15 protein-coding genes and 1 tRNA gene are annotated in these 20,799 nt (G+C 40.6%); 8 read left to right on the top strand and 8 right to left on the bottom strand.

The genetic code is table 11. The features are described from left to right. The first annotated feature begins 17 nt into the window (after positions 1-17). The 3 genes from AB669_RS01090 (at position 18) to AB669_RS01080 (ending at position 3,010) form a co-directional block, all read left to right on the top strand. On the top strand, positions 18-2,261 hold the full coding sequence (locus AB669_RS01090; RefSeq protein WP_047797426.1) for a GH92 family glycosyl hydrolase: 2,244 nt from the start codon (positions 18-20) through the stop codon (positions 2,259-2,261). Positions 2,262-2,365: 104 nt separating this feature from the next. Beyond that, a tRNA-Ile gene (locus AB669_RS01085) sits at positions 2,366-2,439 on the top strand. A 115-nt stretch (positions 2,440-2,554) separates the two neighbouring features. Beyond that, on the top strand, positions 2,555-3,010 hold the full coding sequence (locus tag AB669_RS01080) for a DUF1572 family protein (protein WP_197082297.1): 456 nt from the start codon (positions 2,555-2,557) through the stop codon (positions 3,008-3,010). Positions 3,011-3,143: 133 nt separating this feature from the next. Here AB669_RS01080 and AB669_RS01075 read toward each other — a convergent pair whose 3' ends face one another. From AB669_RS01075 to AB669_RS01055, 5 genes are all read right to left on the bottom strand, one after another. Beyond that, on the bottom strand, positions 3,144-5,678 hold the full coding sequence (locus AB669_RS01075; RefSeq protein ID WP_047797425.1) for a zinc-dependent metalloprotease: 2,535 nt from the start codon (positions 5,676-5,678) through the stop codon (positions 3,144-3,146). Between the two features lie 9 nt (positions 5,679-5,687). Next, positions 5,688-7,055: a RagB/SusD family nutrient uptake outer membrane protein gene (locus AB669_RS01070; RefSeq protein WP_047797424.1), complete on the bottom strand. Its 1,368-nt coding sequence runs from the start codon at positions 7,053-7,055 to the stop codon at positions 5,688-5,690. 7 nt (positions 7,056-7,062) lie between these two features. After that, the gene (locus tag AB669_RS01065) at positions 7,063-10,635 is read right to left on the bottom strand and encodes a SusC/RagA family TonB-linked outer membrane protein (RefSeq protein WP_231582612.1); all 3,573 of its coding nucleotides are present in this window, start codon (positions 10,633-10,635) and stop codon (positions 7,063-7,065) included. 193 nt (positions 10,636-10,828) lie between these two features. Next, positions 10,829-12,034 carry a FecR family protein gene (locus AB669_RS01060; protein WP_047797422.1) on the bottom strand — a complete coding sequence of 402 codons (1,206 nt, stop codon included), beginning with the start codon at positions 12,032-12,034 and terminating at the stop codon, positions 10,829-10,831. 82 nt (positions 12,035-12,116) lie between these two features. After that, positions 12,117-12,695 (bottom strand): RNA polymerase sigma factor, encoded by a 579-nt coding sequence (locus AB669_RS01055; protein WP_231582611.1) that lies wholly within the window; start codon positions 12,693-12,695, stop codon positions 12,117-12,119. A gap of 314 nt (positions 12,696-13,009) precedes the next feature. On the opposite strand from AB669_RS01055, the gene AB669_RS01050 reads away from it, so the two are divergent. Beyond that, positions 13,010-14,179 carry a hypothetical protein gene (locus AB669_RS01050; RefSeq protein WP_053058197.1) on the top strand — a complete coding sequence of 390 codons (1,170 nt, stop codon included), beginning with the start codon at positions 13,010-13,012 and terminating at the stop codon, positions 14,177-14,179. Between the two features lie 168 nt (positions 14,180-14,347). Here AB669_RS01050 and AB669_RS01045 read toward each other — a convergent pair whose 3' ends face one another. From AB669_RS01045 to AB669_RS01035, 3 genes are all read right to left on the bottom strand, one after another. Next, entirely contained in the window at positions 14,348-15,187 is an 840-nt protein-coding gene (locus tag AB669_RS01045; RefSeq protein ID WP_047797420.1) for a PRC-barrel domain-containing protein, read from the bottom strand. Positions 15,188-15,315: 128 nt separating this feature from the next. Further along, entirely contained in the window at positions 15,316-16,863 is a 1,548-nt protein-coding gene (locus AB669_RS01040) for a cryptochrome/photolyase family protein (protein WP_047797419.1), read from the bottom strand. A 27-nt stretch (positions 16,864-16,890) separates the two neighbouring features. Next, positions 16,891-17,610, bottom strand: a complete 720-nt coding sequence (locus AB669_RS01035) for an SDR family NAD(P)-dependent oxidoreductase (protein WP_047797418.1) — start codon at positions 17,608-17,610, stop codon at positions 16,891-16,893. Positions 17,611-17,846: 236 nt separating this feature from the next. Here AB669_RS01035 and AB669_RS01030 point away from each other — a divergent pair, with 236 nt between their 5' ends. The 4 genes from AB669_RS01030 to AB669_RS01015 all read left to right on the top strand — a co-directional run bounded on the left by AB669_RS01030 (position 17,847) and on the right by AB669_RS01015 (position 20,506). Further along, positions 17,847-18,233, top strand: coding sequence for a hypothetical protein (locus tag AB669_RS01030; protein WP_047797417.1), 387 nt, complete (start codon positions 17,847-17,849; stop codon positions 18,231-18,233). Positions 18,234-18,731: 498 nt separating this feature from the next. Further along, positions 18,732-19,286, top strand: a complete 555-nt coding sequence (locus AB669_RS01025) for a ferritin-like domain-containing protein (protein ID WP_047797416.1) — start codon at positions 18,732-18,734, stop codon at positions 19,284-19,286. A 32-nt stretch (positions 19,287-19,318) separates the two neighbouring features. Further along, complete coding sequence (locus AB669_RS01020) at positions 19,319-19,612, top strand: hypothetical protein (protein WP_047797415.1); 294 nt, start codon at positions 19,319-19,321, stop codon at positions 19,610-19,612. 120 nt (positions 19,613-19,732) lie between these two features. Then, complete coding sequence (locus AB669_RS01015; RefSeq protein WP_053058196.1) at positions 19,733-20,506, top strand: NIPSNAP family protein; 774 nt, start codon at positions 19,733-19,735, stop codon at positions 20,504-20,506. Positions 20,507-20,799: the final 293 nt, after the last annotated feature.

Below are 20,799 nucleotides of genomic sequence, written 5' to 3'. Positions count from 1 at the left end.
ATCATACCCCAGCGCACATGATCAAAAAAATATTCAGTCTGGCCTTGCTCATCTCCGCTTCAACATTCTATTCCATTGCTCAGGATTATTCGGGTAGGGGGAACCTCAAATATGTTGATCCCAGAATTGGTAATGTGGGACAGCTGCTCGAGCCCACAAGGCCAACAGTTCAACTGCCTAACCAAATGATCAGGATGTTTCCCATGCGGAAAGATTATATGGATGATCAGCTGTCTGGTTTTCCGCTCAATGTTGTATCGCATCGTTTGGGTGAAGTATTTTCCATGATGCCTATCGCTGAAAAGCCTGATATCAATTCGTGGAGCAAACGTGCAACCTATGATCATGAACTTGAAGTGCTGCGTCCCTGGTACTACTCTACGTTTCTCATCGATCAGGATATAAAGGTCGAGTTTGTACCCAATCAAAAAACAGGCTATTACCGTTTCGAATTTCCGGCAAATGTACCTAAATCTATTCTGCTGGGTACTTATAACGATGGCCAAAGCGAGTATCGCTTTATTTCTAAAAATGAAATAACCGGTTTGGAAACTTACCACGACAAGGTTAAAGTATTCCTTTACGGGGTATTCAGTGACGGTGCGAGTGTTGGGGTAATCAAAAACGATCAGCTCAGTGCGGAGACTGTTGTCATGGGCGATCGCACTAAAAATGTTAAAGCTTATGTGAGCTTCCCTGCTAAATCGGCTACAAAGATTGAGTTCAGATATGCCATATCGTATGTTAGTGCCGCTCAGGCGCGTAAAAATTTCGACCGGGAATTCAGAAACCAAACTTTCGAAACGCTGGTGAAACATGGTGAAGAAGCCTGGTCTAAGGTAATTAATCAGACCAAAACTATTGGTGGAACTGAGGCTCAGAAACGGTCCTTTTATACGGCACTGTACCGTACGTACGAAAGGATGGTAGACATTACTGAAGACGGACAGTACTATAGCGGCTATGATAATCAGATTCATCAGACCACAAGGCCTTTTTACGTAGATGACTGGACTTGGGATACTTATCTGGCACATCATCCCCTCAGAACCATTCTCAATCCATTGCAGGAGGAAGATATGCTGAATTCATATGTTTCCATGTACGAGCAAAGCGGCTGGGTACCTACTTTTCCGGTATTGTTCGGAGACAATCCCTGCATGAATGGCTTCCATTCCACGCTCGTGTTTTTAGACGCTTATAATAAAGGTTTAAAGAACTACGATGTGCAGAAAGCTTATGAGGGCATGAAGAAAAATGCCGATGAGGCGACCATGATGCCGTGGAAAAATGGTAAGGGTGGGGCCATGGAACAATTTTACTATAAAAATGGTTACATACCTGCATTGAAGCCTGATGAAAAGGAAACCGATACGGCTGTACACTCGTGGGAGAAGCGGCAGGCAGTAGCTGTTACGCTTGGCAACAGTTTCGACGACTGGGCACTGGGAGAATTTGCCCGTAGCTTAGGCAAACAGGATGATTACCAGCGTTTCAATAAACGCGGCCAGAATTACAGAAACCTCTGGGATGCCAGCAAACAGATGTTTATGCCTAAAGATCAGCATGGCAAATGGATCAATATCGATCCGGTGTTTGATGGCGGTATGGGTGCCCGCGATTACTATGATGAAAATAATGGCTGGACTTATCTGTGGCAGGTGCAGCATGATATTAAGGGTCTCCAGGGGCTGTTCGGGGGCAGTCAGCAATTTGAGAATAAGCTAGATCAGCTTTTTCGTGAACCGCTGGGCAGGGCAAAATACGCTTTCTGGGCTAAACTTCCTGATGCTACAGGTTTAGTGGGGCAATATTCAATGGGTAACGAACCCAGTTTCCATATCCCTTATCTATATAACTTTACCGCTTCTCCATGGAAAACCCAGAAACGCATCCGCTTTTTATTGGATACCTGGTTTAAAGATAACATTTTCGGCATACCAGGCGATGAAGATGGGGGAGGGATGACTGCCTTTGTGGTGTTCTCGTCTATGGGTTTCTACCCGGTAACCCCCGGAATCCCACAATATACCATCGGTAGTCCGGTTTTTGAAGAGGTGACAATCGATTTGCCCAATGGTAAGAAGTTTGAGCTGGTTGCACACCACTGTTCGGTAATTAATAAGTATATTCAAAGCGCTACGTTTGATGGAAAGATATTTAATACGCCCTGGTTTACGCATGAGCAACTGATGAATGGAGGTAAGCTGGAACTTGAGATGGGCGCCAAGCCAAATAAAACCTGGGGTGTAGTGCGTTGAAAATGAGGCGGAATATTATTTTTTATAAAAATTAGCAAAAAACATTTTCGAAAATTGAATTCAAATTTGTAACATTGCACTCGCAAAAAACGCAAGTTTTTTCCGGGCCTATAGCTCAGTCGGTTAGAGTAGAAGACTCATAATCTTTTGGTCCCTGGTTCGAGCCCAGGTGGGCCCACAAAACCCTTCAGTAATACTGGAGGGTTTTTTTATTTAAAAAAACTGCTTTACAGACAATTCATTTGAAAATTTAAGTAATATTAAACAACAATGCTCCCTTAAAGGACTAAACAATGTTGAACCAAACCCTAAAAAAACTGTTTAACCGCGATCTGTATAAACTAAAAGCTGAAATTGAATCTTATCAAAACGAATCCAATTTGTGGATCATCAATGAAAGTGTAACCAATTCAGCCGGTAACCTATGTCTGCATCTGATCGGAAACTTAAATACCTATATCGGTGCTACTCTAGGTAGCAGTGGCTACATCAGAAACCGCGAACTTGAGTTTTCGTTAAAGGATGTCCCTCGCAGCGAACTGATCAAAAAAATAGACCAAACCATTGAAGTGATTAACCGAACACTTGATGGACTAACGATAGAAGAGATACAGTCAGAATATCCCACACTGGTATTCGAAGAGAAGACCTCAACCGAATATTTTTTAACTCACCTCACTACGCACCTGGCTTATCACCTTGGGCAAATTAATTACCACAGAAGGCTTTTGGACACAGTTAAGCTATAAAACAGGTTATTTAATCTCTTTCATTTAATCCAAGTTATAAAAAAAATGGCAGTCCCATCGCGGTTCTGCCATTTATCATTACTAACTTATTACTATATATTCTTATCCATTTGAGATAAGTTTTTTGTGCTGATTATTTCACAAGTCCGCTGCTTTCTGCGTTGAATTTGCTGTCAATAAGCGAAATCATTTCCTTCAGGTGAACACGATTTAATTCATTTATCCCTGGTTTTTTAAGGGTGGATTTGAATAAAGCCTGTTGTTTTCTAAGTTCGTTTCTAATCATTCCATTTAGATCCGTTACTGTAAAGCGATATGTATTTGGTGGATTAATTTGAACCATATCATTTGCAAAAAAGCCTTGCATCAATAAGCGCCACACATACAGTTTTTGCATATTTCTACGGTAGATATCGGAATTTTGTCCGTTGTACAATTCTTTGAAAATACCTTTATCCAGGTCGCTGAACATGTTGGATATGTTATACGCATTCCCTTTATCGTTCATCTCGTTAGTGAGCATTCTACTCAAACGATTCCTGGTAATCAGACTGTAAATCGCATCCTCTTGTACCGCGTTTAATTCAACGCCGAAAGTAATGTTAAGTTTATTTTCCAGGCTTTTATTCATCAGCCACGTTGGCGTTTCAAACACATTTTCATTTAGAAATTTAACAGCATCCCGTTGTTTCCATACCGGTGTTGTTTCCAAACGCAAGCCGGGTTCACCTGCCACTTTAGGGGTGTTATTTTCGCCTGCTACGTTTTTAGTTACATGGCCGATATATAAACCATACTGATCCCATACACCTTCATAAGCTGCAAATAATTTTCCGAAATCATCGCCAGGTACACTTACCCATTTCTCCAGCTGCGGAAGCATTCTCTTCAGGTTTTTAATGCCATAAGTGCTGGCCAGCATGGCATTGTCGCCCAGATCTTCATTTTGCGACCGCGGATCGAAAGGTTCACCTTCAAATCCGAACCATAAACGATGATTTTTTTGAAGTGAATCGCTTACCATTTTAACCAGCGACTTACTTTCTTCTTCGGCAGAACTGAATTCAGGATGCCAGGTGTACGCCCATTTTATTGCCCATTTATCATAATCGCCAATGCGCGGGAAAATCCCTTTCTGACTTATATGATCTTCTGGTTGCGCCACATAATTGAAACGTGCATAATCCATAATAGAGGGGGTATGTCCGTTAGCTTCTACCCAGGCTTTGTTGCGTAATTTTTCTACAGGCACAGTAGAACTCGAACCGAAATTGTGCATCAGACCCAATGTATGTCCTACTTCGTGAGAAGATACAAAACGGATGAGGTTACCCATCAGCTCATCACTGAAAGTGGCTTTCCTGGCCTCCGGGTCAACCATGGCTGCCTGAGCACGGTACCATTTCTGCAGTAACGACATCACATTGTGATACCAGAAAATATGGCTTTCGATAATCTCGCCGCTACGTGGATCGGAAGTACTCGGGCCCATTGCGTTTGCAATAGCAGATGGACGGTAGATAATTGCCGAATGGCTTGCATCATCAATGCTCCAGGTACTATCCTGCGCTTTGGTAGGTGCTTCTTTGGCCATGATGGCATTTTTAAAACCCGCTGCTTCGAAAGCTTTCTGCCAGTCGTTAATGCCTTCCATTAAATAGGGTATCCATTTTTTTGGGGTTACCGGATCGATGTAAAACACAATCGGTTTAGCCGGCTCTACCAATTCACCTTTTTTGTACTTTTCTACATCTTCAGGTTTGGGTTCCAGTTTCCATCTTTTAACATAAGTGGTCGTTTTCACCCCTTGCGGATCGGCATCGAAATCGCGGAAAGAAGTAGAGAAATATCCTACACGCGGATCAGCCAATCGCGGACGCATGGGTTGCGCATCCAATAAAACCAGTGATGCATTTAAAGTAACTGTATAGCTCGAACCGGTAGGGTTCATACCTGCGGCGTAGGTTTTTACCGAACCGATTTCAATATTTTTCGGGTAGGTGTGAATATAGTCAACATAACTTTTGTCGTTTTGCTGGGCACCCATTCCCGCCTTATCTTTAAACATCTTTTTTTGGAAATACAGTACATCGTTATCGCTGTTTAAAAATTCGGTTACGTCCACTACCATGGCCGATGAATCTTTAGGCATAGAGATAATCGGGAAAGCCGCAACAATGGCACTGATGTTGTTTTTTTGCTGGCTGGCAAACATCGTTGTTGTACTGTCTTTCGACAATTCGGCAAAGGAAATCCTTCGTAAGAAAAGCTTTTTATTTGGCCCTTTTTCAAACTGGAATACCGTTTCGCCAATTTGGTCGCCGGCATAGCCTGATGAACCATTACGCATATCAGCCGAGGCTTTGGCAATACGGCTTACAATCAGGATATCTCTTTTTAAGATCTGGTTTGGTACTTCGAAATAGTATTTATCGTCTTTCTGGTGTATGGTGAAAAATCCATGCTGAGTCTTAGTTCCTTTTGTTACAATCTCCGTATAAGGCTTTAAGCCTGTAGCTTTAGCCAGGCTGTCGGCTTTTTTCTTTGCCGGATCAATAACCGCGACTTTTGCAGCGGGGGCAGGTTTTTTTCGAAAAAGTGCACAGCCCGAAACGCCAGCTGTGATGCTGATGGCTGCAGCCATTAAAATGGTTTTTTGTTTTAACATGGGTAAATTCTATCTTGGGTTTTGTGTGATTTCAGGGTTGAGTGTAATGTATTTATCAGCTATGGCATATACATAGCGGTTACCGCCCGGCTCAAGGGTATAAGTATTCCCTTTAAATACACGGGTTACCGTGCTGATGAAACCGGAATCTTTATTCAGGCGGCGCTGATCGAACCAGCGGAAACCCCGGCCTACAAATTCGCGTTTCCGTTCATCAATTACCAGGCGCAACGCTTCATTGGCATTAGCAGCCGTTAGGTTTACATAGGTAGTTGCATTATCAAAACGTTTTTTACGGAAATCGTTCAATAGGGTCAGTGTAGCTGCGGTATTGCCGGCACGAGCCTGGCATTCTGCTTTAATCAGGATCATTTCGGGAACACTTGGACCTACATAACCACCGTCGCCGGTTAATACCGATTTATTATAGGCACGTGCAACTGTGAAATTACTAAATCTGACATTAGCGCCTGGTGCAGTAAGATAGGTATAGCGTAAGTCTTTGCTCTTATCGTAAATACTTTCTGCATCGGCACTCAAGGGGAACCCTGATGGATATTGAATAGTTCTTTTAACCATTAATTCTTCCGGGTTAAACGTCTTAGTAGGAAAGGTGGCCGTTGGCACTTTAAATACATTAAGATCCAGAAGTGTATTTTTTAATGCCAGCGCCAGATCAGCATAGCGTTGTGCCTGAATGAAATCCCGCTTATGCAGATACACACGTGCCAGTAGCCCATAAGCACCAACTTTTGAAGGATTGGTGTTGTAATCTGGCAAATCCTTCAAATTAGGGATAGCTGCCAGCAAGTCGTTTTCAATCTGATCATAAACATTTTGAACACTAGCGCGCGATAAGTCTGTCAGGAATTTCGGCTGCAGTATTAAAGGTACTGCGGGGTCGGTCGCGGCGGTAGCCCCATCATACTGCTTGCCATACAGATTAACCAGCGTGAAATAATCGTAAGCACGATTTACCAATGCGTACGACAGGCCTAACTGTTTATCAGCTTCGGCACCACTACTTCCCATAATACCCTCAATTACCGTATTCCAGATAAATATTTTCTTATAATTGGTTTGCCAGTCCAGATCTTCTTCGTTGGCACCATAAAATCTGTCAGCCCATATATAAGCATTTCCGGCTGGAACAGTTAATGTGTTTTGCCAGGTGGTTTCTGTAGTGCCGCAATCATCCCCTGAAAAAACAGGGTAGTAATAGCTTTGCTCGTTTGAAAACGAGTTATTCATCAACTGCATATAATCCACAGTTGTGCTCAATGCTTTTGTTTGCTCTGGCGGGATTTCAACATACTTCCTGCATGAGAAAATATTGAACATGGCAATAGCCAATATGATATAATTAATTTTTTTCATGATGGGGTTAAAGCGTTAATTTAAGGTTGAATACATAGCTCCTGGTCGGTGGAAGGTTGATAAATGAACCAGTCATTTGATAATCGGGGTCAATTTTCTCTCTATTGGCTACCCATAGTAAACCTAAGTTGGCCAAAGTAAATCCAGCACTCAAATTTCTGATGAATGGTGCTTTTTTAAGCATGTACTGCGGAACATTATAATTAAGTGAAATTTGCTGAAAACGGATATTTCCGGCATCCCTTACATTGAGGTCGCTATACATATACCTGGAAACGCTATTGAAATTAGTTCCGCTTAATCCAGGTACGTCGGTATTAGCCTCGTCGCCCGGTTTTTTCCATCTGTTTACTAATGCCTGGCTGGTGGCCAACAGACCGGAAGAAGATGCGTTATTTGGATAGTTGCTGCTATTGATGTTTTGGATCAGGAATTTATGCCCAAGGCTGTAAGTGATCCTCGTAAATAACTCAAAGTTTTTATAACTGAATACGTTTAAAAAGCCACCAAAGTAAGGAGCCGTAGTTCTTCCGACATAGGTTCTGTCTTCAGGTTTTATCGCTGTTGAAGCTGTTGACTTCACTATGGTGCCGTTAGCCGTATATATTTGTGACTGCCCGGTATTGTCTAATCCCGCCCAACGATAAACAAAAAGGTTATCCAGCGGATAGCCACTCGTGATGGTAGCGGTACCCACACTAACTGTGGTTGGAGGGAAACGGCTATCGGTAACCTCATTAGTATTATATGAAAAGTTGACCGTAGAAGACCAGCTAAATTTGTTGTTCTGGATAATTCTTCCTGTTAAACCTAAATCTACGCCATGACCAGCCAAAGATCCACTATTGAATTGTAAGGTACTAAAACCGTATGCTGAATTGATGGGTTGATTTATTAAAATATCAGTTGTTCTTTTACTGTACAAATCAAGTGCAAACGAAATACGATTGTTCAAAAACGAGGCATCAACCCCTCCATTTACCATTTTAGTGGTTTCCCAGCCTATATCCTGGTTAGCTGGGTTTGAAATCATAACATAGGCGAGTTGGGTAATGTTATCAACAAAACCAGAATTGATGGTAGTAAAATTGCTAGATGCTAAAGGAGGATTACCAGCAGTACCAACTGTTCCTCTCAGACTTAATGAACTGATCCAGTTTAGGTCGGTCAGGAACTTTTCTTTTTTAAGGTCCCAGCGTAAACCAGATGACCATAACGGGCGGGCACGGTCTCTTCTGTCTACACCAATGATATTAATATCATCAAAACGTACACTACCACTGATATAATACTTTTCCTTGAAGCTATAAGTTCCGTTACTGTAATAGGAAAGATAGCGGGTTCTGTTTTTAAATACTGTACCCTGACTTGTCAACCGGCCAGTTGATCCCGTAAGCGTATTATAACTGATTGTTGGAGTTACAGCAACTGAAGTGGATCTTTCTTCATCATAGCCATATAAGGTTTGCTCGCTACCCTGGTACTTTGATTCGCGGATTTCTGTTCCTGCAATCAAATCAAATTGGTGATCGCTGCCAAAGCTTTTATTTGCATTCAGCTGACCTCTTAAACCATAATCATCAAAAGTAGACCGGCTGGTTTTGTAAACGCTCCCTTTCGGAACACCATTTACTCTCAGATAACTTGAGTTGGTCAGGTTTAGTGGATTTGTTGAGTTGTTGATGAGATCTCTGGTTAAGTAACTGTTCAGATTCTGGTTGTTGATCTGATCGGCAATTGATTTTTGGTACTGTCCTGAAACAGTAACGTTTAACCAGGATGTAATAACTCCTTTTAGTGAAGCATTTAACCTGATGTTGTTTTTATTGGTAATGGTGTGGTTGTAATCAAGCTCATCAATGGCATTGTATGTCCAGGGTAACAGATTTTTGGTGCGCGTTAAACTATCTGAAACCCTTGTGGTGAAAGTAACGCCTCTGTAAATCCTGTTTCCATTCTTATCTACCAGCTGATCGTACGGCGCCATTCCGTAAATGCCAACGCCTAACGCCTGTAAAGCGGCTGCATTAACCTGGGCAGATTGATAGTTATACACTAAACCCGTATTAAGCGTGATGCGCTTACGAAGAAAATCATTTGTAAAACTGGTATTGATGTTATAACTCTTAGCGCTGTTACTTTTGTAAATAGGCTGGTCTTTAGTATAGTTTCCTGAGATATAGTATGAGCTATTATCTGTTCCACCTGAAAATGAAAGGTTATATTGTTGTGTAACGGCCCTTTGCAAAAGGTAGTCGCGTAGCTGATCCTGATTAGACCGGTTTCTCAATACATTTAAGGCCGAATCACGTTGTGCTGTATAGGCTGGATTACGCTTTGCTTTGAACATCCATTCCTGTGCTTCTGAAACAGGTGCAGAGCGGTAACCATTTGTTGGCGACGCAATGATGGCCGCAACCGGATCGCTCACAAAATTTTTGTCTACCAGTTCTTGTTCCAGATCAATATAATCGGAACTGTTCATAGCAGTTAATTTACTAAAATCTGCAGGCGCCGAAGTACTCACCATGCTGCTGAAGTTGATGGTATTGGCACCTCGTTTTCCTTTTTTGGTTGTAACAACTATTACACCATTGGCAGCCCTGGCCCCCCAGATAGATGAAGCCGCCGCATCTTTAAGAAAGGTAATGCTTTCGATATCATCAGGGTTAAACTGTCCCAGAATGGCATTTCCCGATGTATTGGTCACGATTGGATTGGATGGGTTTCCATTAATCCCATTTGAGGTTACGGAGGTAATGCTTTGACTGATGGCAGGAAATCCGTCGATGACAATAAGCGGAGCGTAATTGCTCAAATATGAACTTACTCCGCGAATTTGTATTTTGTTGTTTCGCAGGTCTACTGCTACACCCGGTACCGTTCCCTGGATGCCCTCTAATAAGTCAATTTTCGGGCGACGTTCGATATCTTTAGCGGTAAGTACACCAAAAGAACCTGTTGTACTTATTTTTTTAAGTGTTTGATATCCTGTAGACACCATCACTTCCTGCAATTCTTTAGTAGCCATCACCATTTTAATGGTCATGTTAGGACTCGCTTTCAATTCCTGTGTAACATAGCCAATGCTCGAAAATACGAGGATGGCGTCGTCAGGTAAACTGGCGAAGCGAAAAGTTCCATGCTCATTGGCCAGCACGGTGCGTGCAGTACCTTTAAGTGTAATGGTCACCTTCGGAATTTCAGCTCCAGTTTCTGCATCCAGAATCTTACCATCAATATCAATCGAAGAAAAAAAGTCTGCTACCTTATCAAAAAAAGGCTTGTCGGCTTTTTTAATGACTATGGTACGGTTGATGATGTTGTAGGTTAACGATTTTGGAGCCAATACTCTATCCAATACCTTTTCAAGTGGGGAATTGTCGAAAACAGCATCCACTTTCAGGCCATCATTTACTTTACCTTCCTGCCATAAAATGTTATATCCCGTTTGTTTTCTTATTTGTGAAAATAACTGCTTCAGTGTAGTGTTTCTCTGGTTCAATGATACATTTTGCGCAAATCCATTAGCGTGTACCTGCAGCAAAAAAGTAGTCATTAGTAAGATTGTTAGTTTCATCGCACGAACTATAGATTTATTAATCCAGGTAGGAGCCTCAGATCGGATTAGATCCTTAAATTTCATTACATTTGTAGTTTAGTGGTTTATTGTCTTGTTTGATACGTTACATGAATACACTAATTTTTTAGACCGGGAATGTTCGCAGCATTTCCGGTTATTCTTTTCAGTGCATTTTTAATGGGTAAAAAAATTAATCCATTACCGTTACCCTCCTTCCTGAAATTTTAAAATGAACTGATCCTGTCGATTCGAGTACCTCAAGTAACTCTGAAATATTTTTAAACCTGGAGGTACTTCCATTGAAAACATTATTTTTCAGTTTGTTGTCTTCGAAAACCACTTCCACATTATACCATCGCTCAACTTCTTTCATAATAGAAGCCAGATTCTGACCGTTAAAAATGAAAAGCCCGTTTTTCCATGCCATGATTTCTTCTACATCAGCAGCGCCTGTTTGAATAGCCAAGCCATTGTTGATGGCTACCTGGCCGGGTGATAAATAAGCAATCTGATTTGTTGAAGAGGAATTCTCTTTTAAAACCACCCGGACTGATCCCTCAAGCAGTGTAGTTTTGGTGAGGCTTTCACCCGGATAAGTATTGATATTGAAGTGTGTGCCCAAAACTTCAATACGCTGATTCGCGGAAATTACATGGAAGGCCAAACGCTCCTGACGCTTCTCATCCTGATACACTTTAGAGACTTCGAAATATGCTTCACCTGTTAATCTTACCTCACGTACTTTTGCAAAATGAAGCGGAAATTTAAGGGTTGACTGCGCATTTAACCATACTTTGGTGCCATCTGGCAGGTTAACCTGATATTGCCCCCCCTTGGGCGTAACAATGGTGTTTTCCAGATTGGCTTCGCCTGAACTGGCAGATTGATCAATTGTGTAAATCAGCTGTCCATGTTTAGCTTTGGCTATGGTGATGCCAGACTGGTGCAGTAATTGCCCGCTCGGTATCGCTTCAAGATCAATTTTCTTTCCGTCAGACAAAAGCAGCACGGCTTTGTTTCCACCCGGTGCAATATCGTGATCGTGTAACTGATTAAAACCCGAACCTGTTGTAGTGTAAAAATAAATAGTGATGGCGCAGGCCAGTAAAACAATAGCTGCCGCTGCATAGCGATAAAGCGGGGTAAATCGTGACACCGCATGTCCTGGCTTGAAATCCTGATGTTGTATAAGCTGCTGATAAAACTCCTCTTGTTCATTGGCGCTATGAAAACTTTCGTCCGTCGTAGCCGCCCATAACTGATCCAGGCCCCGCGCGAAATTCTCATCATTTGAATCCATTTTAAGCGTCCCCATTAATTCATCATATTCTGATCGGGTGATGGTTCCGTTATGGTGTTGATGTAACAGGTACTCTATCCGGGCAGATTTAATCATAGCTTTATATTCCCTTTATATCGGGTTTATAATAGCATTACACTTGAAACAGATTTTAGGACTAGTGTATTAGGATTTATTCCTATTTTTTCAATAATAAGCTTGAGATAAGTAAAAAACAACTCATATCAGAGATGTGGAAATGCATTCGCAAGGTTTTTAATGCAGCAACAAGGTGATTTTTCACAGTGTTTCTTGAGATTTGAAGCTTTTCTGCAATTTCATCATAATTCAGTCCCTCGTATCTGCTTAACTTGAATACAATCTGCTGTTGTTGGGGTAAAATATTTATGGAAGATTCCGTGAATCGCTGTAAATCTGATAAAAGAACTTTTTCTTCGGTCTGATTGCTCACTTTCTCCATGTCAAACCATAGCTGGTCCATCATTTTCTGTGAAGTAGAAATTTGCCGGAGCACATTCAGTGTTAACCTGCGCGTGATGGTGTAGAGGTAGGGTAAAATAGATAGTTGCTCGTTAAGCTTTCCCCGATGAATCCATACATTGATTAGCGCATCGTGTACCACTTCTTCGGCTTGCTCTTTATTTTTAAGAATCCGGAAACTAAAAGCATAAAGCTTCTTGAAATTCTGATCAAAAACTACCCGGAAGGCAGATTCTTTTCCTGCTTTCAAATCCAATATGATATCCTTCTCACTCAACACTTAATCGATCGTATAGCTTGTTAGGTTAATATTTGCTTACTGGCAGGCAAAAATTAAAAGGGTTTTTCGTGTAGACTGTGGTTCTCAGGGGGTAAGGCTGATTAGTTTGATAACAAAAATAATATAAATCACTGAAAATAAAAGAGAATAACGTAAATCATCCGGGCATATATTACTATGTTTCATTTATAATACAATAAATGCATTCCATTTCACTCCTTTAAGCCTAAAGGTTGTGATTAAACACTTGATTTCATATAATATGATTGCTATATTTAGCTTTCAACACCTAAAGAACTTAACACTAACTTATGAAGCCATATACCGTATCGCCATTGGAGGCGCGCAATAGAAATATGGCTTTCGAGTCCGATATTTCATCGTTTCTTTGTGCCTGGATGGTTAAGCAATCAAAACCTGGATTATTGCGGTTTGATCAGGATAATTCTGCTTATTTGGAAAACGATGCGCTGCGCGATTTTTTTATCAGTTCCGAAAATCCCATGGGTGAATTATTAAGTGACGAGCGCATCTTCCTTCATCTCAACCGCCCGGAACATCTGGTGTATTTCGACAGCATTAGTGGTGATCCTTTACTTTCGCGCTCAGAGCAGCGCATCTACAACCTTGCCCGGCGGATGGAGCATGTGGAGGTTCATATCCCTTTCCGGTCGGTGCAGCCCAATAAACAAACTGAAGTTGGTGATATTGCCGATATTGAAACTTACCCTGAAGATTCTGCTGAAGTACGATATAACAGTGGCAATCACTTCGCCAGCCGTCCGGCAAATGCAAATGTGTTTATTCAGAACAGTCAGTTTTCAACTATGAAATCTGAGGGAAATCTTCATGTGCTTTTCAAAAACGGCTTTCTGGAAGACAGGCTTCAGGAAATAAGGTCTTATCAATACCCAAAAGAAAATTTAATTCCTGGTCAGTTATTATTTTTTGTAATCTGTTCACGTCACTCCATCACTGAGGGGCACTTCGGAACATCCCTTGTTATAATTGATCCTCAAACACCTGAGTTTCCGAAGCGGATCTTAATATGTGATACCTTGTTGAAACAACTCCCTCAGCATCCGCGCTGGTGGCATCATTTCGTGAATGCTTATTCAAACGTATTTGGAGATGCAGCGAACGAATTGATAGAAGATGTTTCGCATCCGCTTCAAAAAGTAAATATAAAAGGTGATGACCCATTCAGGCACGATTGGGACTGCCCTTATTACGCCGCTGCTTTGGCAGATGCATTTTCAGGACTTGTAAAAAATAATGTCGAAGTGTTACTGCACGGATCATCTTTGGATGTACATATTGCCATGCGTCAGTACATGTCCGAATATTATGACCCTACAGGTGAAATTAAACCCAGGTCTGATATCCAGTTTTCAAACAGAATAAAGAGATGGCGAAGCGGACAGCAATTGATTGGCGAACTGAGAAATGGCCAGTACCATGTTATGGTAAATGGTTTATAAGCCGCAATCTGAACGTTCAGATACAAATACTGAAAAATAATACTGCTCTGAATTGTTTTCTATTGATTGTCTTTGATAGTGAATAGGAGGGTAGCTTCAGGATGAATCAGAGGGGATAAATAAGTATAAACGACAACCTGTTCAAGGTTGTCGTTTATGAACATAGCTTTATGATGCTGATGCATTATGATGAGTAATTGCCTCTCCTAAATTAATAACCAGGCCTTCGTCCAGATGATCCATCGTTTGCCATTTACTGCCGTTATGACCAGGTTCTGCATATATCACTCCGATTTTATTCTCTCCTTCGAAAACTCTGTAGATTCCATTAGCTTGTGGCTGGATTATGAACGTACCTTGCGATGTACTTACAATAAAATGATCGTGGTTCTCTACTGCAGGTTGGTCAAGCCCCTGTTCAGATTTTGCTTCTGATCGTGCGTGATCAATCAGTTGATGGATAGTGCTTTCTTCTTCCTTCCGATCCTCACTAATTGACTGGGAAATAACATTCGCAGATGAAATCTCTTGTTTTTTGGAAATCACATTTCCCCTGTCAAAATGGTGATGTTGGTAAAAATCAGCTTGATCAATTTCTATGATTTCTTCTTCTATTTTCAAGGCTGCCGGACTGCCAATTGCTGCTCTTATTTTCATTTCTGTATCCCTGGTTACTTCTCCAATGATATATCCAGGCATTCTGTCATACTGTACTTTATCCATTACAGGTATTATAACTTCCTTTTTATCGATCCCAAGCCTTGCAAACCCTATAGGGATTAAAATGGCCTTATTAGTTGATGCTGAAACGTCATTTTCAAGATCAGTAATGATATACCGGATGGCATTTTGCTCAGGGTCAAAAAGTAAATCTCTTACCTTTCCAACTGTGGTTTGGCTTTCGTCAACAACAGGCCATCCTGTTATATCGGCTTCTCCGTCACTAATGGCGTAATCTTCGTTGGCTAATTCCCTGAGGTTCAAATATTCTATACTTCCTGTGTTCATATCTTTTGATTTCAGAATAAATCATCTTATTCAAATTCTCAACATTACCCCAGCTAAATAGTTTTAAGATTGTTATTAAAGCCAGAACATCAATGTTAGAAATATTGCCGGCAATGTTTGATGAAATATTATAACAGTTCAATGTGCTTAAGACAAGAATCTGCTCTGTTCAGAACAGCTTCCTTAACTTTTACATCCATCTTGTCCCATATCCGGTAAACCATTGCAAGCCTGTGGTTATGCTCAAGCTTGCTTCTGTGCCTGTCATGAAAATCCCAATATAAGCTATTAAAAGGGCATGAATTTTCTCCTGTTTTATCGCTGCGGTCGTATTTACACTTTTCGCAGTAATTGCTCATTTTGTGAATGTAATTAGCTGAAGCCGTGTAGGGTTTTGATCCCGTAATTCCACCGTCCGCAAACTGGCTCATTCCCCTTGTGTTGGTAATTTCGACCCACTGTATGGCATCGATATAAATGCCAAGGTACCAGAAATCTACTTCGTCGGGATGGATGCCCGCAAGTAAAGCAAAATTCCCCGTAATCATCAACCGCTGAATGTGGTGGGCGTATCCAAATTGGAGTGATTGACTGATCGCATGCTTCAGGCAGTTCATGTGTGTTTCACCGGTCCAGTACCATTTTGGCAGTTTTCTGGTATGGTTGAAGAAATTCATAGATTCAAATTCCGGCATCTTCATCCAGTATATTCCCCTCATATATTCACGCCAACCCAAAATCTGCCTGATAAATCCTTCGATTTGATTGAGCGATATTGATTTTTTGTTTTTCCTCCAGTATTTAATTGCAGTATTCATCACCTCCATGGGTGAAAGCAGTTTGGTATTCATGCTAAATGACAGTCGGGAATGGTAAAGTGACCATTCTTCGCTGTGCATCGCATCCTGAAAAGTTCCAAAAAGTTGCAGGCCGTTTTCGCAAAAATAGTTCAAAAGCCTTAGTGATTGCTCCCGGTTTATCGGCCAGCCTAAATATTGAGCATCAACATTGCCAATAGTCACAATCTTAGCCCCGGTGATTCTGATCAACTGGGTCCTAACGTCATTGTCAAACAAGAGCGGGGGATTTGGTTTGTGATTCCTAGGAAGTTTTTTGCGGTTTTCCGCGTCAAAATTCCATTTACCACCATGTGGATCATCACCCTCATCGAGTAAAATATGATGTTTTTTACGCATGTTGCGGTAAAAGGTTTCCATCAGTAATTCTTTCTTTCCGGAAAATAATATGGCAACCTCGTCTCGGCTGGTGTAGAAGTGCTCTGTATCAAAGGCTCGATGAGCTATCCCCGAAGTATTACAAAAATGCTGTAGTTCATTGTCTAACCGGTATTCATCAGGCAACTGATAATGAAATTCTTCGATGCTAAATTTCTTCACCAGGTATTTTAAGTTATCTGCAAAACTTTGTCTGTTTTCAGCATCGTCAAGCTTGAGGTAAAGCGTTTCAAATCCTTCATCATTCAGTTGTGCTGCAAAATCTTCCATGGCGGCAAAAAAAGCACAAAGCTTTTGGATATGATGCCAGGCATAGTCGGTTTCTGTTCTCACCTCCATTAATACGTAAAGGGTATCGGTTGCAGGTTTGGCAAACCAAGAATGCTGCATGTTCAGCTGGTCGCCTAAAATTAGCCTTAATGTATGATATCGTTTGCGCATAACGGAGGTTAATAAAATTTATTCTTCTTAAAATGTTGTTTTAAGGTTGCCAAGACCACCGTTTACAGGTATAATTTGTCCGGTTATCCAACTGCTTTCTGTTGAAAGTAAAAATGCAATGGCAGCACTGATGTCCTTTGCTGTACCATACTTTCCTAAAGGATGTCTTTTTGCTGCAGCTTCCATTTTTTCGGGCGTGTTCAGAAGTTTTGAGGCAAGAGGTGTATCGGTCAAAGACGGCGCCACAACATTAACCCGGATTTGAACGCTACTTAATTCTGCAGCGAGTGAAATTGCCAATCCCTCAATCGCAGCTTTGGATGCCGCGATACTTGAATGGAAGGCCATTCCGGTTCTTGCTGCAACGGAACTGATGAGCACAATAGATGCTGAAGAAGAATTTTTCAATGATTTTAGTGATTGCTGAATAGATGAAGCTGCCCCGACAACATTCAGTTTAAAATCATCAATAAAGTCACTTTCCGAAATTCTTGCAAATGGCTTCAGGTTGATATTTCCGACACAGTAAACCAGTCCATCAAGTTCTTCAGGCAGGAATGAGGATAAAGCTGATGTAGAATCCACTACATCCATTTCCAGATATTCCACTGATTCAGGCCATAGGGTTGAGCGGCTTCTACAGGCTGCAAAAATATTCGCACCCTCAGCATTTAATAAATGAACCAGGTCTAAACCAATGCCCGAACTTGCACCCATAACAAGTATATTTTTGTTCTTGAATCTCATAAATAGTGATTAAGGTAATAATATATTTATGAACCAATCTAGCCGATTAAAGTTTATAAATAAACCAAATACTTTATTGAGTTCTCTAAGCGCCGTTGAATGTTGACGGAATGAAATTTGCCGGTTAAAAGCTTTTGTAGTAAATCCATTCGGCTTTAATATAGGACCATCCCCGAAAACATCAAACAATTTACAATGATTGTGCGTTCGCCAGATATTAATTAATTATTGAGCTGATGAAATTTCTTAAAATTATTCTTGTCTGTTTCTTTATTTCTACACTTGTTAGTTTAACGGGTGTATTTATTCTGCAATCTGCCCAGATCATTGGTACGGCCGATTCAGATATGAAAAATTTACCTTACGGCATTGCGATCGGATTTAACCTTTATCTTTTCCTGGGCACACTGTCTGTTTTTTTTAATCTTAATCAAAACATCCGGGAAAACTCACTCTGGAGCGCGCTTAGTTTTTTTCTTTTGCCTGCAATATTTTTATTATTATCACTATTTGCAATGTGGGATGAGGCCTGGCCAGGAGTCCTTTATGGGTTGCCATACTTTATTATCCTTTCCATTTGTTATCTAGGGTTCAGAAAGAATATGAGCAAAAAAATTATGTAATTTCCCCAATATTCGTTTTACCACGGCGATACACATCCCTAATTACTTTGCATAATTGATCTTTGATGATCAGTTTGGGGATATATGCAGCTACCCCAGCGGCACGCGCCAGGCTAACATTACCTAATCCGCAATAAAAGATTTAAAGCTCATATTATTTATTCATAAGGTGGCGTTAATCGTAACCAAATGTTTAATTCAGTCATGGTTTAGCGTAAGGCACTAATTAATCCATTAAAAATGATCAACGCTAATCTTTGAGCACATAGCTGCAAATCAGTTATTGATCTTAATCAAAAAAGGGTGATTGGGATATTGTTGCCAGGTTATAAGGAGTGTGGGTGCACCTGGTGCTTATTTACCTTATCAGCAATTGATACTTAAAATTAACTGACGAATCGGTAAAAAGCAAATAATACTAAACTTTAAAAGTAAAAAAGCAAAACCAATCATCCTTCTATAAGGTTATCTACAAACTTATACCTAACACTACACCACATGAAAAAAGAGGAAAGCGGCACTGCACCGAAATTAAGCACCAAATTGAATAAAGAAGATTCATCACCACTTCAGGAACTTTTCGCGGATGGTATTCGTGATTTATATTGGGCAGAAAACCATTTGGTCAAATCACTTCCTAAAATGATTTCTGCAGCAACCTCACCTGAACTTGTCGCTGCAATAGAATCTCATCTTGTTGAAACTAAAGATCACGTGACCAGGATAGAAGAAATCTTTACGCTTCTTAGAGAGAAACCCATAGCCAAAAAATGTGATGCGATGGAGGGGCTGACAAAGGAGGGAGAAGGAATAATTGAGGAAACCGAACCAGGAACGGCAACACGCGATGCCGGGATCATACTGGCCTCACAAAAAGTAGAACATTATGAAATAGCCTCTTATAATGGACTTTTTCAGTTGGCAACAACCCTCGGACTTACAGAAGTAGCAGACATCCTGGAAAAAACATTATCTGAAGAAAAACTAGCAGACAGCAAGCTTTCTGATATTGCAGGTAATGAAATAAATTATAAGGCCGCTGAAGAGGCATAAAAATTGAAACAGTATTTTTTTACATCAGCATTATGATAAACCAGGATAATAATAGCGCCACAGATAAGATTGCAATCAGAAAAGAATTTGAAGCAGGACTAGTTGAGGAAAAACTGACGGAGAATGGAATTCCTTTTTTCGTTATTAGGGACGGGCTTGACCTTGCTCAATATGCGCTTTTAGCCAAACAAGTACTGGAAGCAGAAAAATTAATTGCGCACGATTTCACATCCGATGTGGTTAATGAATCCGGAACGGAACGGAGGTCGTTCGATTATGAATCTGGCTGGTTTTTAGAAGGCATATCCGGGGGAGAGGTTGAATAGAATAATAAGTTTGATCTTGGAGTCAACAACAATCTCAACATCTTGTGTGTTCATTTATTCTGGTGAGACCTGTGGGGCCGAGGGGGTACAAATAGTGAGTTTAAATTAAATCAATATATTGTGAAATCTTTTTGCACTAAAATACTTCTTTCCGCTGTTACTTTGATCGTTTTATCAGCCTACACTACTGTTGCCAGGCCAGCATTTTATTATCAAATTAAAGTATATCATTTAAAAACTGCTGCACAGGAAAATACGATTGATACGTATCTAAAAACTGCTTATTTGCCGGCTCTCCACAGAGCAGGCATAAAAGATGTAGGCGTTTTTAAACCGATTAGTCAGGATACCTCGGAAAAGCTGATTTATGTTTTTATCCCCCTTAAAAAATTAACCGATTTGGATAAAATCAATATAAAGATAAGCCAGGATAAACAATATGCCGAAAGCGGTAAATTTTATTTAGGCGCTTCGTATAATGATGCACCTTATACCCGTATAGAATCTATTTTATTGAAGGCTTTTTCTGCTATGCCGGAGTATTCACTGCCAAAACTGACGGCACCTAAAAACGAACGGGTTTATGAGTTGAGAAGTTACGAAGCCGCTACAGAAAATCTTTCAGCCAATAAAATAGGGATGTTTAATGATTACGAAGTTGAGATTTTTTCGAAGCTGGATTTTAATGCAGTGTTTTACGGACAGGTCATTTCCGGCAGCAAAATGCCTAACCTCATGTATCTCACAACTTTTAACAATAAGGCCGATAGAGAAAAACACTGGGCGGCTTTCGGCCCGGAGTATAAAAAGATCAGTGGCTTACCACAGTACCAGCATAATGTTTCTAAAAACATAACATTATTTCTATACCCTTCTGACTATTCTGATTTTTAATACGTTTATGATTTTTAGCGACCAGGTAGAGGGTGTTCTTTCTTAATAAAACCAAAATTTTGTCTCGGGTAATCAGGTACTGAAAGATAACCTCGCGTAATAATTAACAGGGTTCTTACTTGGTTATAATTTGGGTTTCACTTGGTTCTTATTTGGCTAAAACCAAATAATACCCAGTTTAAAGGCATCTAAACCCGCTTTTTGAAGCAAAAATGCCCTCAGCCACTATTTAAACCTGGTTTACGATAGCAATTAATAATTAGGTGCTTATCACCTAACTAGCGTAAAAGAAA

The sequence above is a fragment of the Pedobacter sp. BMA genome (assembly GCF_001027745.1).
In the GTDB taxonomy this organism is placed as follows: Bacteria; Bacteroidota; Bacteroidia; order Sphingobacteriales; family Sphingobacteriaceae; genus Pedobacter.
Note: the sequence above shows the minus strand (reverse complement) of the source record. Positions and strands in the feature narration are given on the sequence as shown.